We start from the raw sequence: 17364 nt of genomic DNA on the forward strand, positions 1-17364 counted from the left end.
CTTTTTGGCCTAAGCTTCTTCAATACAGATGGCGATATCTTTGACTTCATAAATGCGCAGACCATCTTTACTGAGATTTGCGTCGCCTATTATGATGCGTTTACCGTCTTCATCTTTTACTGCACTGATATGTACATCAAGTGACATTTGTTTGTTCAGTGGGTTAATTTGACCGCGATATTTCCATTTAATATCCGACAATATTTGGCCGAATTTTGGATTAGTGAAACCTTTACCTAGGTCTGTGCTGATGGCGTAAGTTTGCATCAACTCGATCACGGCTTCAACACCTAATGAACCTGGCATTACCGGATCTTGATGGAAGTGGAATTGGAAGAACCAATCACTAGGGTCAATAGTGCGTGACGCAGCAAGATAGCCTTTACCGTATTTGCCGCCTGCTTCAACAATTTCTGCTTTGTCGATAAAGTTAAGCTGGCCACCCGCTAAACAATAATGCGGTTGGCTAGTTGGCGGATTAAACACCCGTGACTGTTTATCCAGTAAATTAACGCTAATGTCTGCCGCGACATTGTTATCAACATGCCATGGTTGAGTTATTTTGCCGTTATCTATGCCTAACTGGTTCTTAAGCGCATCACCTTTAAAGTAACCAAATACCGCGCTACCCGTGTAAAAAGGCTCGTTATCGACACTTAACTCAAAGGTGAAGCTTTGAATAATGTTACTGCCAGCAATGACTGTTGATAATAGCTTTGAATCATTGACGATAGTTTTACCGCGTAAATCCACATGACGTAATAATTTTCCGCCACCGTCTAAGTTACGGAAAAATAGCTCTTGCCCAGGAAAACCTAGGGTGGTGCCCATGTAGCCAGAAATAAAGCCATTGGGTTGTAATGAAATTTCCATTAACACCGAATAAGGCATTACCGCTTGATGGCTGTTTTTAGCAAAGTACCAAGCATCTGCCGGCACTTCGTATTCTGCTATACACGATGATGGCTTTTTCAATTCGCCGCGTTTACCGTTAATTTCAACCACGCGAGTGGTTAACTGTAAGTCGCCACAAGGTGTGCGCGGTGGGATAAGTCCGCGGTAAATACTAAAGTCAGGGCCAAAGCATTTTTCGATATCGCCAGTAGCAAACTCAAACATATGGTATGGGGTAAATGGCACGGTATCAGGCACGCGATTAGCGTACTTTGAATCGGCACTGACTATGGGTGCTTCAACGTGTTTTAGCGGAATAACGCCTTTGTTAGTCGGGGCGTTTAAATCTGGAATTTGCGCCATTAATGGCGCTTTGTTAGCAATCACTTTACTGCTAGCGTTTGAATCAACGGCAGGGCTAGCGTCTAACGAGACAAGCGGATAACGAGTACATTCGGCATCTTCTTTAATCATCACACCCAAGTTTTGGAAATCGACCACGACTTTTCCATTGAGTAAAATATCAATATTGGCTTTGGCATAAGGGCGGGGATGAATACCGATTTCAGTCACTTCCATGCGATAAGTCAGCTCAGCCGTTTGTGGTAACACTTGGCCACGACAACGAACTTTTTGCGAAGCATTTTCCAACGGTTGGAATCGGCCATTTTCTACTAGAGTATGCATGCCAATGTGGATCATAAAGAACTGTAATAGCTGGCCACAACCTTCGGCCATTAACGAGCCTGCCATCACTTGGTCGCCTTGGAAATGACAAGGGAAATACCAATGGTCTGGCGCAATGTGTTTATGACCTTCGAGTAAGCCTAAGCCCCACGCACCACCTTGTGTTTGTAACTGGCTCACTCGCTCAATCATTAAGAATTTTTCTGAGGCAAAACAAAGCGATTTTTGTATTCCAGTTTGCAGTTGGTGCGCAACATGTTCGCCGCCAAAACAGCTGCCAATATCGCCGGTCAGTAAATGATGAATTTGACCATAATCAAATGCCGTTTGGCTACAGTGTAATAATGGAGTGAAGGTCGGCTTATTTGGATTGTTGAGCACTTGTTGACGATGTTTTATTTCATCTTCAGTTTGAATAACCCCTTTACCATCGGCCAGCTCTTGGTCGGTAAAGAAGCCTGCACAGCCACCATCCATTTTTAGGATCATCTTGTCGCCTACGAAACACTCGTAAGAGAAAAAGAATAATAACGTGTCGCCATTGCTGGCAAAGTTATTGATTTTAATGTCGTAACGCAGTGTGTCGCCGCCACGAGGTAAATCGGCTAAGAAGGTCAAAGTACAATCTAATAAGCGATAAACTCGTTCGCCTTTGTTTTCAAAGTCGATACCTAAATAACTGATCAACATTAAATCGCACTGACCCGATTCTACCGCTACAGCCCAAGGAATTTGACCATCCACTAAATACGGCGCATCGACGGGGATGTCGTATTCTGTGGTCATTGAACAAGGTTTGTATTGATTCATGGTGGCATCTAGTTTGGTCACACGCGACACTAATAAATAATCTGTGGTCGGTAGGCGAACTCGGCGCGAGTAACTGTCGATAATGGCGTAATCTGGGCCAAAAACCTTAGCGATATCGCCTTCGGCATATTCAACTAAATCAGCATAATTCCAAATACACGGTTTATCCGCTGGAATAGGCGCAGTGTAAGCTGGCACACAAGCATGATTAGGTTGGATTAACCTAGCGGGGTTAATTGCTTCACTCTTAACCGCTGTTTGAACCGCAGCATTAACCGCATAAGTATTAGCCGCCGGAGACGCGACTTGAGTCGCGGTTGGCTGATGGCTCAAACCAGCTAATTGAGATCGTAATAAACTGTCTGCCACTTTCAAGCCTGCATCACGGCTGGCTAAATAAGCTAAATGTGCTTGTTGTACTAACCACTGATTTTGTTGGAATGCCGTTAAATGTGCTGGTGGAATCGTATGATTTGTCATACTGGCAACCCTTGGCTGCTTTGGAGTCGTTTTATCGGGCATATTTTCTGACATAAGAGGCTCGGCGATATTCTCGCTATTATTGACGCTAAGAGGGCTATTATCACCAATAGTTGCTTGCTTACTTTCAGTGGAACTGACCGCACTAGGGGCGATATCAGCACATTGATTGATAATACTGTCGAGGGTATCAAGTGGGCTATCGATAATGTGTTGGTAAATATCGCGACCACCTAAACTGACTTGTTTAATTAAACTTAACTTACTGCCCGTGGCCAGTTGTTGAGTTAAATTATTACCCAGTCGAGCGTGCAATGCGTGTTGTTGCGCCGCAGAAACCGACAGATTAACTTGTGAGTATTGATTGTCGCTACTGGTGAATACACTGGCATTAATAGACGGTTTGTCGATGTGGCGAGTTTGCACTAAACCGTGCAGCAAACTGGCCATGCCTGAAGCGGCAAATGTATGACCGAGAATATCATGGGCTTTACTCAATAACGGCGCTGAGCTGACCGCTGTAGCAGCATCAGTTAATCCTTGGGCAAACTGTAGACCTTGAGTCGATAATATACATTCCGGCGATTGGTTTAACTCAACAATGTCTGCCGATAACTCAGTTGGTAATTGTGTTGGCAGTTGTGTTGGTAATTGTGACAATGGCGTAAAGTTAACGCTGTCGATACTGGCGTAGCTGTCAAGCTGAGAGTGTACAGCACTGGTTTGTTGCAGCACTAGCGCACCAGCCCCTTCACCCACTAACCAATCGGTTGAACGCAATCCTTTGGCGTTAAGCTTGGCGGTATTGAACAACATATTTTCAATACTGCCAGACAGGTCAACCGCGGCAATAATAATGGCATCTAATGGTTCTTGTAACGACCCTAACGCAAACAGGTTTTGCGCCACATCTATACAGCGGTTAACTGACTGTTCGCCCGCAGAAATCGTAAATGCTGGGCCGTTGAAATCCCATAATGAGGCTATCCGCGACGCCATAATATTGCCAATAAAACTGGTGTATTGGTTAAGCTTAGCGGCGTCGAGCACACTGTCCATCGCAATGGTTTCAAGGCTGTCATATTCTGCTGTCGATAATTGAATACCTTGAGCGTTAAGGCTTTGGGCTATTTGGCTGTGTAAGTTAACTCGACCGCGGAATTGATGAAGTTCAAGTTCGGTTTCCATGGCGACTAACACCGCGACTTTGCTGCCTGGTGTTAGCTTGGCATCGGCGATAGCTTCATCGGCGACTTTGATCAACAGTAGTTGTTGTGAGATCAGGCGATCATCTTCATTGGGTGGCACTTTAAAACGCAAAAAATCAAAATCGAATTGATCGATATACGCGCCTTGCGGCACTTGGGTGATGCCATATTGGGCTAATAGTTCAGGATGTTTGTCTAAGCCTTTCCAGCGCTGAGTGGGTAGCGGGCTAAAGATGACTTGTTTGGCGATGATTTTTTTCGCCAGTGCATCAATACTGCTGCATTGACCAAAATGCGCCGCCATGCCGGTAATGTGCATTGGCGTTTCTGCATCAACTAACACTGTGCTGCGAGTTTGAGCGTTTTTGTTCTGAGTATTATTATTTTGAGAATGATTGTTCAGCGTCTTGTCAGCGACGGCTTTAGCTTGATACGACTCAAGTAATAAATGGGCGTTACAACCGCCAAAACCAAATACCGATAAACCTGCATGACGGGCTTTATTGCCAACTTTATCGGGCCAAGGTAGCACAGCATTTGGCAAAGTCGCTTGGCCAAATAAGCCATTAGGTGAGGCGATAGGGGCACTGATATTAATACTCGGTGGCAACACGCCTTCACGCATAGCAAAAATCATTTTCATGATCCCCGGCATGCCTGCCGCGGTGAGTAAATGGCCTAAATTTGATTTTGCGGAACCAATTAATGGCGTGGCACTGCCTTCAAGTTTGTCTTCAAAAAAACGTTCCATTGAAGCTAATTCAACTTTGTCGCCTAATGGTGTCCCGGTGGCGTGACATTCAATCACTTCAATACTGGCAGGCGTAATGTTAGGGTCAATTGCGGCGGCATCAAGATAAGCGCGCTCGAATGCTTGTACTTGGCCTTTAATGTTTGGGCTTAATACAAACTGGCCTTTACCATCGTTTGATAAGCCAATACCACTGACCAAAGCATAAATATGGTCGCCATCACGCTCGGCATCTTCAAGGCGTTTGAGCACTAATACTCCAGCACCTTCACCAGCGAACAAGCCTTTACTGTTTTGATCAAACGGAGCTGAAATACCGTGGTCTGGGTAAGCATGAAATATCGAAAAGCCCATATTGATAAAAAACGGATCGGCTCCCGACACCGCGCCAGCCAGCATCATGTCTGCTTTGCCGGTATGCAAGTAGTCGCAGGCTAATTTTAATGCGTAAACTGAACTGGCACAGGCAGCATCTAAACTCAGTTGCGTACCACCTAATCCCAAAGCATCGGCAACGATTTTAGAGGCGTTATGGGCAATGGCACCATTACGCAAGTTAACCGTTTTAGGCGCTACATTATTATTGTTATTGCCATTTTCTGCGGTATTGCTTTGCGATGCTTGATTAAACGATTGCAGATTAAAGTTTGGCTGCTGGAGTTTAGTCTGTAAGGCTTTTTCGACCGCGCTGTGATAAAGCGGCACAAATAGCTCGTTAGACTTGGCTGTAGGGAACGATAAAGTGCCCATGACAATGCCGGTGCGTTGCAGCACGTTATTGCTAAGGTCTATACCCGCGTCAGTTAACGCATTTCGTGCGGTGTCGGTTGCCCACAAGAAACTGTCATCCAAACCTGTAAATGCGTCGGGCTCAATACAATAACCTTGAGGGTTAAATTGAAAGTCTTGAATGTAGCCGCCTTTATCACAATAAAAACGGTCCGACTCGCCTTGTACACCCAAGTAGTCACTCGGTGAGGCATTGAGTTTGCTAGCACTGATTTGGCTGCGTGAATCTTTTTTGTCTAATAAGTTTTGCCAAAATTTAGCGGGAGTATCCGCGTCGGGATACTGATTGGCTAAACCGACAATTGCTATTTTAGGGGTGGCTTGAGAACTCAATGAGGTTCTCCTTCTAATGATGTTTCACTGCAACGAGACAGTGGTGAGCCGCCGGCTATTGCCGTCTGCTGAGATAATGAGTTAATTGCATCGTCAAGGCTGCGAATAAAGGGGGTTAATGACATCGGCACGCGATGCGCCATTAGTTGTCCCAGACACTTGAGTAAACTGCTGACATCATCGCCGCCTTTGGCATTAACGGCAACGGCCATTGCTGGGGACGTGTTGTTACTTTGAGCATTGATTTTGTCAATTAAGGTGGTGGTTTGTCTATCGGCTCCGACTTCAACAAATAATCGACAGCCTTGATCTCGAGCATTGTGGATTAATTGAGTAAAATCCAGCTGATGACAAAAAGTATCGGCAATCGATTGTGCAATAGCGTGTGAGTCTAACGTAACAGGCGCAACTTGAGCCGCCGAGATAAACTGTAAATGTTCGGGTAAGTTTGCCAACAGCGGTTGCAGATAAAACTGACGTACATGGTCGGTAATATTTAGTGCGGCTGGTGTATGCATTGCCGTAATTCGATTGGCTGCAATACCTCGTTTACCTGCTTGTTTTAACAATGCTTTACAACTGGATTCACAACCTGCGATAACACAAGTATCGCCTTGGATGATGGCAATATAAGCACGCGGGTAATCCGCTAAATGGGGCGTGAGTTCGTCAATACTGGCTCGAGTCACAAAGCTGTTCCACACAATGGTTTCGTCATCGGCTAATTGCCATTGTTGACGAACGCAGCGAAGCTCGCCTGAAATATCTTGGGTAAAGATACTGCTGTTTTGGGTTGCCTCAATCATAGTGTGTGGTGCTTGCCAAACATCTAGACTCGCCCACATGGCCGCTTCGCCCATGGAGTAACCCAAGGCAAACTTAGGTTCAATGGCAAATTCTTGCTGCAACAGTTTGGTTAACACATAACTGGCGCCCACACCGGCAATGGCTAATTGGCTCAAACTCATTTGTGCGGTACGGTTTTTATCTGCCGCGTAAATAAACTCGGTTTGTAACATCGATTGCATGTCACCTTGGTTTTCGAGTTCAGCATACACATTGGGGAAAACCAAGCCCATTTGACTGAGCATGTTTGGATACACAGTACCGACGCCAGGATAAACAAAACTTAAGCCATGATCACCCAGCGGCGCAGAATAGAAACAACTGCCAGCAGGGGTTTTATATTCTATCGGCGGCTTATCGTTAATGTCTGGCTGAAGGTGAGTCGACATTGTTGCCAACATCGCATTAATTTCTATGATTAATCCGTTACGATCCTGCGCCATTAACACTAAAGCTAGGGGCGCATCCGTTTGATAATCGGCCAATGTACTTTTGATAAGTTTTAGTAAGCTGACATCGTCTGTCGCCGAATTGACCTGCGCAGAGAAGGCCATCAGTTTAGTGTGCAGTTGCACCAATGAAGTGGCACATAATGGCAGCCATAAACGTTGGGGATTAACCAATTGCTTTGAGGCGACTAATGCACGTCCTTGGGTCAAGATCATTGCCTGAACACCGTTGGCACTTGGGTAACATAACGCTGCAACTCTGCTTTGATGAAGTGGGCTAAACCAATACTGGCTGTTGACCTTGTCCTGTGTTGGTATACAACGACTGGCGATAGACTCTACTAGGGTGGTCATTGCGGCCAATGCATTTTTTGCATTATTATCAGTATTGGATTTTACGCTGCCATCTAACGCGACAATCTGCGGTTGAGTATGTAAACGTTTTGCATGATTCAGCGCCAGTGTTATTGCTTCAGCCTGATTGCTACCAAGTGCAACACCATTGAGATAAGCGTGTGCATTGACGCTATTTTTCGCGGCAAGTAACCCCGGCATTATCCACAACCGATCGGCAATATTGATCATTTCATCTGTAGTGGATGATAGCCGCTCTATGCTGTGTAATAACGCCAGTTCAAAACCGTCGCTATGCTGAGTATCAATCGCAACGTAGTGCTCATTAACCGAGTCGATATTGGGTTTGCTCAGCAACAAAGCCAAGCGCATTGGCTTGGTTTGTTGCTGCAAAATACGCTCACTAATAGATTTTAGCGTCATGTTATCTGTGGCTGTCACACAGTGTCCTTGTGTGATAGTTCTGCAGAAGCTTGATGTGGAATAAATGCCCCATTCAAACTCTTACTAATGGTCACTTTAGCATTGAGCATTTGGCAACTCAGGCGGCCGTCTTGATGATATAAACTCACGTTAGCCACTAGCATTCTGCCACTGTGTTTAACCACATCAAGTTGAATATAACCTTTATCACCATTTGCAAATGGCCAAGCTGTAACACTCTCACCGGTTGTTGACGGTAAACTTGCGGCATCGTATTTTAGTCTTGCCCATACCAACATGGCTTGTAGTAGCAAATCTTCAGCGAAAATTTGGCTACCACCTAATGTCGATGACGGTTTAAAACCTTGGCAATCGCTAGCATTAATGTTCGGCAATTGAACCTGACACAATAGTTGAGCATCATCAAACGCCAACACTTGAGCAATGCCTTGCAAACGCGGACCATGAAACAAGGTTCCATTTTGGTACAGTTCAGCACCTGAATACAATGGTGACATGTTAGCCCATTGAGCCAAGATGCTGTCGCCAACAGTCGGTTTGGCAACATCTGCTGCCAATATCGCTTTATTGATCACCAATTGAGCTTGGTATTGCGGTTTCATGGTTGCGCTAGGATCGTTTAACAAACGAGAGGAGATCAGCGCGCTGATCCCTGCGTCAGTTTGCGTTAGTTCCAGTTGCAACAAATGTGGCTCATTGGTGTCAAAAATAACCCCTTTAAGCAATTTGTATTCAGCAATACTGACAGGCACATGACATAAGGTTTCTGCCGCATCACGCATCCATTGCATGGCGCATACCGTCGGTAATACCGGATTGCCAGCAATGCAATGATCGCTAACAAAAGGCATTTCAGCCGGGGTTAATACTCTAGTCACCCTCTGACTGATAATATCAGTAGCTGATGACTCAGTCGTAACTGCCTTAGTCGTAACTGCGTTAGCCGTAAATGCTTTAGTCACAAGTGTATTAGTAGCAAATGTCAGCGAACCCTTGGCAATAAGCAAAGCGTCCGCATTAAGCTTTTTTACAGCGTTGTTCTGTTCTGATGAACCTTGCATATCAGAGCCAATGAGCAGTTGTGCTCCTTGTTGGCTTAATAAACTGTGGGCAAATAACTCGGCACCTGCTTGTAGCGGAATAACGTAAACGCCACGTTCAACAAACATTTTCTTTAATGCTGAACTGACCATACCACCATCCCAAGGGCCCCAATTAAAACTCATCACTTTAGCTTGCGGTAAAGTGTGCGCTAGTTTCAGTGCGGTTTTATTAAGGATTTCATTCGACATAGCGTAATCACTCTGACCAGTATTACCGTAAAAACCGGCAGCCGATGAAAATAGCGCAATAAGCTTAATTTGTTGTGGGTCGAGTGCATTAATAATGCTAGCAAGCCCAGTTACTTTGGTGTGGTATACGCGGTTAAGTTCATCCAAGGTTTTATATTGAATGTGCTTATCGGCTAATACGCCCGCACCGTGAATAACCCCATTAATGATTAATGAGTCGCCCTTGGCATTAGTCAGACTTTTAAGGCTGGCAGCTACCGCGGTGGCATTGCTGACATCCATCGAAACATACTGAGCACTGGCGCCAACCTTGCTGAACGCGTTTAACGCAGCATCTATTTCTAGGCTGCTGCTTATTGGCCATACGAGTGCATCAATCTGTTTTGGCGTCGGTTTGTTGCCTTGAGATTGAATATAAGCGATGGCTGCGGCTTTTAACTCAGAGGCTTTTTTCCCTTGCGCCCAAGCAGGTAAGTCTTTGCCAAAATGTTGGCTACGACCCGCTAACACAAAATGTGATTGGCATTGTTTGGCTAAGGTGAGGGCGCATTCAAACGTTACGCCTTTTGCGCCGCCAGTGACCAAAATCGTGTCATTTTTATTTAAGCTTGCTGGTGCGAACTGTTCGCTGGCATTGCCGGCAACTAAGGTTACTCGACCTTGGTTACTGATCCCCACTTCATTAATGCGATCCGCGCTAGTATTGGCACCATCGGTATCAAATAACTCTGCAACGATGGCATCGGCAAAGCTTGTAGTATCAATATTGTTGGCAATGTCTAATGCGCGGCAAAACACCTGTGGCCATTCATGGCTTAGGGTTTTGCTCAAACCAGACAAGGCTGCTTGGTTAAGCTCAGCTGTTGCTAGCTGAGTATTATCAAGATAACCAAATCCACCGTCTAAACGGCTCACGGTAAAGTAGCATAAACGCGAACCTTGAGTTGGTTTGGCAAACTCAGCGTGAAGATGCTTAGCCCATAAAAACGCGTTGTCGACAGCGGCTTTTGCTGCAACAGTGCACGACATTAATTCGCTGCTGTTAGCGGTAGCTTGCGGCTGTAAATGAATAAAGCCCGCAATGGCATGTTCAGCGCCCAAGTCAGCCTTAATATCGGCAATCACTTGTGCAATTTGGGCATCATCAATGCTGCTCAAGGTGTAGCTTTTAATATCACTGCTTAAGGGTGAATGTGCCACGGTAATGGTTTGTGGGTTACGAATAACGGCGACGGTTAATCCCTTTGCATTTAGCTTTTCAGCCAGTAAACCTGCATTGTGGCCATCGTCTGTGATGACAATACAAGAGTCTGTTGAAAAGCATTCTGCGAGTTTATCCGCCGCTGGTAACTTTTTTAGCGCTACCTCGCTGTGTGGAGGCAATGCTGCGGTGTTAACGTCAACCTTGTTTGCAGTTGATGCTGGTGCGACCGCCGCAATATTGGTTGTTGTAGGCAATTTGGTTTGCATGTAGCTAACGATTTCACCTAGGGTGCGACATTCGGCTAAATCTTCTGGGTTCAACTCAGGTAAGCCTGGAAGCTCATCTTGCACAGTACCTAAAATCTCGACGCGTTTGATTGAGTCGATGCCTAAATCGGCTTCCATGTCCATGCTCAGTTCAAGCATTTCTGCAGGGTAACCGGTTTTGTCGGCTACCACTGACATCATGGTGCTTAAAACGGTATCAGCACTTAATCCTGTTGTTGACGTTGCAGATACAGTTGCTACTGGAGCCGCAGTGCTGACTGCAGGCAGTTTAGTCTGCATATAACTGACAATTTCGCCCAAGGTACGACACTCGGCTAAATCTTCTGGGTTCAGCTCAGGCAAACCGGGTAGTTCGTCTTGCACTGTGCCTAAAATTTCAACACGTTTGATTGAGTCGATACCAAGGTCGGCTTCCATGTCCATGCTCAGTTCAAGCATTTCTGCAGGGTAACCGGTTTTGTCGGCCACCACTGACATCATGGTGCTTAATACTGTATCAGCACTCAAGCCCGTTGTTGGCGCGGCAGATGAGGATTCGGCTGATGCTGGAGCCGCAGTGCTGACTGCTGGCAGTTTAGTCTGCATGTAGCTGACAATTTCGCCTAAGGTACGACACTCGGCTAAATCTTCTGGGTTCAGCTCAGGTAAACCTGGGAGTTCGTCTTGCACTGTGCCGAGAATTTCGACGCGTTTAATTGAGTCGATACCAAGGTCGGCTTCCATGTCCATGCCTAGTTCAAGCATTTCAGTTGGGTAACCGGTTTTATCGGCAACTACTGCTAACATAGTACGCTGGACGCTTTCTGCACTTAAGCCTGTTGCTGGCGCTGCAGATGCAATTGGTGCTGCAGCCACTGTGCTGGCAGCAGGCAGTTTAGTTTGCATGTAGCTAACGATTTCACCCAAGGTGCGACACTCAGCTAAATCTTCTGGGCTCAGTTCAGGTAAGCCTGGAAGCTCATCTTGTACTGTGCCTAAAATTTCCACACGCTTGATGGAGTCGATACCAAGGTCTGCTTCCATGTCCATACCAAGTTCAAGCATTTCAGTTGGATAACCGGTTTTATCGGCAACCACAGCTAACATGGTACGTTGGACGTTTTCAGCCGTTAAGCTTGTTGATGCTGGTGCAACAGCATCTACCGATGTTGATCCTGTTGACGCTACAGCAACCGTGTTCGCCGCTGGCAATTTGGTTTGCATATAGCTAACGATTTCGCCCAAGGTGCGACACTCGGCTAAATCTTCTGGGCTCAGTTCAGGTAAACCTGGAAGCTCATCTTGTACTGTGCCTAAAATTTCCACCCGCTTGATGGAGTCGATACCAAGGTCGGCTTCCATGTCCATGCCAAGTTCAAGCATTTCTGTTGGGTAACCGGTTTTATCGGCAACCACATTGAGCATAGTGTCTAACACTTGTTGCTGTGTAAGTCCGGCTGTTGGTGCAGAAACCGCTGCTGAGCTAACTTGCTGAGCGACAGGAGCTTGAATAGGTTGACTGGCTGTCGGTTGAGATTGAACCGCTTGAGCTGTTTGAACCGGAGCTGGAGCAATAGGTGCTACCACTGGCGAAGGTGTCGTTGTGGCTTGAGCAACTTGGTTTAGCTGTACAAACGCAGGCTGTACTGATGGAGCAGGTACAGATACTGTTGCTTGTATTGAAGGTGTTACCGTTTGCCCTTGCAACATGGCTAATGCGGCTTGGTTTGCTTGTGCTTGCTGCGTTAAAAATTGGGTATGACTTTGCAATGTTTGTGCTTGGTGCTGGTGGAACATCTCCATCGAACGTTGCAAGCTTTCTGGAATGGCTAATCCCGATGACGCCATTTGTGCTTGGGCTGTCATCAGGTGAGCAAAGGTGTCGCCATATTGCTGTGGTATGGCTAAAAACTGCTGATGTAATTCAGCTGTTTGTTGCTGCGCAGCAAAAAATGCACCAATACTATCGGCCGAGGCTGGCACACTTGAGCTAACTGCTTGAGCTTTAGCTACAGGAGTCGTTGCCGCTAAAGGTGCGGCTACTACAGAGGCTTGAGCTTGTGCTGCAGGCACTTCAATGTATTCAGTTTTAATGACTTCTTTTTCCACAATCTTTTCCACAACTTTTTCGACAGGCACTTCCACTGTCTGGCTGGTAACGGTGCCAGTTTGCAATGATTTTTGCATTTTGGCTTGAGTGGCCGGACTAATATAATTACTCGCGGTCAACTTAACGTTCATCGGTGACACTTTTGCAAGCTCTGCGATAGGCGCTTGATATGGATCAACCTCGGTTAATGCCACCCCTAATACTGCAAGCTGACAAGCCGCTTGGCGTAGTTGAGTGTCACTATTGCCTTTAGGATTTGGGTTCAAGCTCACTACACTGACTGATTCTGCTTTATTGCCTAGGGTAGCCTCCACCAATTTTTGGAGGATGTTTTTAGGACCAAACTCAACAAATACACGAGCACCAGCATCATACATGGCGTTTAGTTGCTCGCTAAAACGAACCGATTGCAGCATATGTTCACTAAATGCTGCTTGGATTGCTTTAGCATCGTTAGGATGTGCTTTACCTGTGCCATTGGCATAAAGGCTTAGTTTTGGCTTAGCAAATTTAATCTTATTGATTGCCGCAGCAAATGGCTGCTGCGCATGCGCCACTAATGGAGTGTGGAAAGCACCAGAAACCGGCAGGGCGATTGCTTTAAAACCAAGTTCGGTGGTGATAGCTTGTGCCGCTAAGGTACATGACGCTGTTGGGCCTGCAATAACCAGTTGGGTTGGTGCATTGTAATTAGCCACCTTAACGCCTTCAAATGCACTAATGCACTGTTCAAGCTTTTCAACTCCGTTGTCAACAAATTGAGCTGGGACAATAATGGCGTACATTACGCCTGCGTCTTGATCTTTAGGTGTCGCCGCCATTGCTTGGCCACGAGCAAAGGCCAATTGGTAATAATCAGCTTGGCTAATGACGCCTGCAGCACATAATGCTGACAGTTCACCAAAACTATGGCCAGCAACCATATCGGCTTTAAAACCTGCTTGAGTCAATAATGCATATTGGCCCATGCTGACCGCGCCAATAGCACTCTGGGCATTGGCTGTATTGGTTAATGCTGCCTGTTGCGCGGCAATATCTTCGGCTTCAAAAGCAGGATTTGGGTACATAATTTGCGATAGTGGTGTTTGTTTATGTTGCGCAAATACCTTGTCTGCTTGCATCAGTTGCTGACGCATTTCTGGATACAAACAGGCTAAATCGGCGCCCATGTTCAGATATTGTGCCCCTTGCCCAGCAAATAGTGCTGCCACTTTATGGCTTGCCGCTTCAGGATGAATCAATGCTGCTGCGCGATAACTGGTACCAGAAGGCAACTGCCAGCTGTCGGCAGTATTTGAGCTTAACTGCGCTAGGGCCTGAGTCAGCTGAATGGTTAAGTCTGCTAATGAAGCAACCACTAAGCCTACACGTGCCGCATTAGGGGCGATGGTATTCAACGCAAAACGTTTACCAAAATCGGCTAATACAATTTCTTGGCGATTTTGCTGTGTAGTATCAACAGCATTAATTTCACTTTGCAGTGCGGTTAATTGAGCCTGTAATGCGGCTTTATTTTCAGCATGGATCAATAGACTCTGTGGCACTGAACGTTGACGATACTTATCGCCTCGAACATGTTCTTGACGATATTCTTCCAACACAATGTGGAAGTTGGTGCCACCAAAACCAAAGGCACTAATACCCGCGCGGCGCGGCGTATTGTCTGCACGAGGTAACCAAGGGCGGGTTTCGGTGTTTAAATAAAATGGCGAATCTTGAATGTTTAAATTGGGATTCGGTTTACTGACGTTAATGGTCGGCGGCAACACTTTATGATGCAAAGCCAGAGCCGCTTTAATCACTCCAGCGGTTCCGGCTGTCGATTTAGTGTGGCCAACTTGCGATTTAACAGACCCAAGAGCAATATGCTGTTGAGTGTCATTACCGTCGGCAAACACCGATTTTAGGCCATTGAACTCCGCAACATCACCTGCTGCAGTACCAGTACCATGGGCCTCAATTAAGCCAACAGTTTGCGGCGCAAAACCTGCATCATCATAAGCGCGTCGAAGTGCTTTAGCTTGGCCTTCAGGGCGCGGTGCATAAATACTTTTAAACTTACCATCTGATGATGAGCCAATACCTTTGATAACAGCATAAATTCGGTCACCATCTCGTTCGGCATCATCAAGACGTTTAAGCGCCATCATGCCAATACCTTCACCTATCATCATGCCTTTTGAATCAATGTCAAAAGGTTGAATGGTGTCGTTGGTGGTAAATGCCGGTGTTTTTGAAAAGCTCATGTACATAGAAGGCGAGTTATCGGTACACACACCACCAGTGAGCATCATGTCACTGCGGCCTTCAACTAACTCTGTAATCGCCATGCGCATTGCCGCTAAAGAACCTGCACAAGCGGCGTCAACCACGCAATTCATGCCGCCTAGATCAAAGCGGTTAGCGATACGCCCTGCAATCACATTGCCGAGTGAGCCTGGAAATGAGTTCTCTTCCCAGTGAATATATTGATCTTGAAACTTTTTGATCAACATCTCAGTGTCTTCATCACTTAGACCACTATTTTTAAATACTTTTTTGAGTATTGGGTACTGTAAGCGACCGCTGAGGCTATGATTGATTTTTTGACCACCGCCGACGCCTAGTGTAATACCGATGCGATCGGTATCGTACTGTGCATCAATACCTGCATCTGCTAGCACTTCTTTGGCGACCACTAACGATAAAAGTTGTGAGGTGTCTGTTAGTTCGAGGATATTAGGTGGCAGGCCAAATTCCATTGGATTGAAATCGACTTCCGGTAAAAAACCACCGCGCTTACAATAGCTTTTATCGGCCATTGATTTATCGGCATTGTAGTAATCTTCAGCATTCCAATGGGTTTCTGGAACGTCGATAATCGCATCAATTTTTTCGCTGATTAAATCCCAAAATTTGTTTAGGTAACGTGAGTTAGCAAAAATACTTGCCATGCCGACAATTGCGACGGGCATGTCTTTTAAGCGTTTGTTTAAACGCTTATCTATATTACTGGATTGGCTCATATGAGTCTCCGTTTGATAACTGAGGTTCAGTTATCTGGTGTTGGGATCCAGCTGCATCAATGGTGCTAGTGGATACTGCGGCTGGTTGACCTGCTCCAGGAAATCGAGCAAGAAAAGTGTGATAGTTCCGAACCAATAATTTACGTAAATGAAATGGTCCGTGCTTGAGCACATAAGCCATGTAGCGGTTACTCGCTTGGGTATGGCTGTCTTGATAAATATCTAAATATACCCAATTAGTTTTGAAGTCGACACCCAGTAAGACTGAGTAGGTTTGTTGTTGGGTAAATTGAGGCGGAAGGCTTAACGACACTACTTGGACGACATTGTCTGAACTGGGTAAAGCTAACGTATCGGCTAATGTTTGTGGATTAACCGTGTACGTTGCTATGTCAGATCCTTGGGTGACCGGTAATTGATTAAAATATTTTTCGGGTACAAATGGGCTATCAAATTCATCTAGTTTTGATACGCCGTAACGCTTTAAGCATCTTGCTAAGCCCGAGCGTGACACATTAGGATTGATAAATTTTTGAGTCGCGTTGAGCAGTCTGTCTAGCGGCATTTTAAGTTGATAACGAAGCCCTATCACCACGTATTCTTGCATTGGCGTTAAGGTGGTATTTAAATGGTGTGGAGTATTGGGTGTGTTATTAACTGAGTCGCGTTTACGCCATTTACGTACTGTGGCTTCACTAATATTTAGGATTTTTGATAATTGACTGACGCTGTATTCGGATTGCTGAATAAATTGGCGCATCTCTGGCGTTGTCGTCGCGTTACGATGTTTAACCGATTCTTGACGATGTTTGCCTTCAAATAGACTGGATTCTGTATGTGTTGTTATCTTTTTTGTCATGTAGACAGAAATTCCAAATAATCTATTGGGACTTTACTGACTCAAACTCACTTGAGTGAGTTCAAATATTATTAACGCTCATCGAGATAAAGCACATTACCTGAGGTTTCACTCCGATACAATCACCCGAGACTAAAAACAATATCTTAGTTGTAAAAAAATATTTACCTAAGGAATATGAGGAATGACAAGCATCGTCTCTTTAAGGTTATGAGGATCAATGTGCTGCCTGTAAAGTTGCGACTCTTTGGCGGCTAGCATTTTTCTTTTGTTAAACTGGCTTTATGGTACTGGATAATCACTAATAGCTAGGGTGTAAAATCAGATTGGTTAGAGCTCAACGGGTGAGATAAGAAACTTATGAGCTGGTGGCTGCATGGGCGCGTCCATATATGGCAAGATTAACTCTTACAGAATATTATCGTTATCAAACCTAAAAGCAGTTATGTTAATTATCATAAAATTGGGTGGCAAGATTAACTCTTATAATTAACCCTTAATTATCATAAAAATGGGTGGCAAGATTAACTCATGATGCCATTGAGCAAACGCAGCGTTTGAGCTGAGTAGTGAGAAAAATAGC

At 45.4% G+C, this 17364-nt stretch carries 4 protein-coding genes; all 4 read right to left on the minus strand.

All coding sequences use genetic code 11. The annotated features are described in order from the left end of the window. Positions 1 to 9: 9 nt before the first annotated feature. From ACWXWT_RS00210 to ACWXWT_RS00225, 4 genes are read right to left on the minus strand one after another with little or no spacing between them, the layout of a single operon-like run. Positions 10 to 5952: a hotdog fold thioesterase gene (locus ACWXWT_RS00210; RefSeq protein ID WP_456039604.1), complete on the minus strand. Its 5943-nt coding sequence runs from the start codon at positions 5950 to 5952 to the stop codon at positions 10 to 12. Next, positions 5949 to 8042 carry a PfaB family protein gene (locus ACWXWT_RS00215; RefSeq protein ID WP_456039605.1) on the minus strand — a complete coding sequence of 698 codons (2094 nt, stop codon included), beginning with the start codon at positions 8040 to 8042 and terminating at the stop codon, positions 5949 to 5951. The genes ACWXWT_RS00210 and ACWXWT_RS00215 overlap by 4 nt, the downstream gene beginning before the upstream one ends. Continuing rightward, the gene (locus ACWXWT_RS00220) at positions 8039 to 15922 is read right to left on the minus strand and encodes a beta-ketoacyl synthase N-terminal-like domain-containing protein (RefSeq protein ID WP_456039606.1); all 7884 of its coding nucleotides are present in this window, start codon (positions 15920 to 15922) and stop codon (positions 8039 to 8041) included. The genes ACWXWT_RS00215 and ACWXWT_RS00220 overlap by 4 nt, the downstream gene beginning before the upstream one ends. After that, on the minus strand, positions 15906 to 16781 hold the full coding sequence (locus ACWXWT_RS00225) for a transcriptional regulator (protein WP_456039607.1): 876 nt from the start codon (positions 16779 to 16781) through the stop codon (positions 15906 to 15908). The genes ACWXWT_RS00220 and ACWXWT_RS00225 overlap by 17 nt, the downstream gene beginning before the upstream one ends. Between the last annotated feature and the right edge of the window lie 583 nt (positions 16782 to 17364).

The organism is Shewanella sp. A22, assembly GCF_053850585.1.

What these genes read in the sequence shown, in the direction of transcription:
- ACWXWT_RS00220 (WP_456039606.1), bottom strand. Translation starts at nt 15,922, where the DNA reads ATGAGCCAATCCAGTAATATAGATAAGCGTTTAAACAAACGCTTAAAA.
- ACWXWT_RS00225 (WP_456039607.1), bottom strand. Translation starts at nt 16,781, where the DNA reads ATGACAAAAAAGATAACAACACATACAGAATCCAGTCTATTTGAAGGC.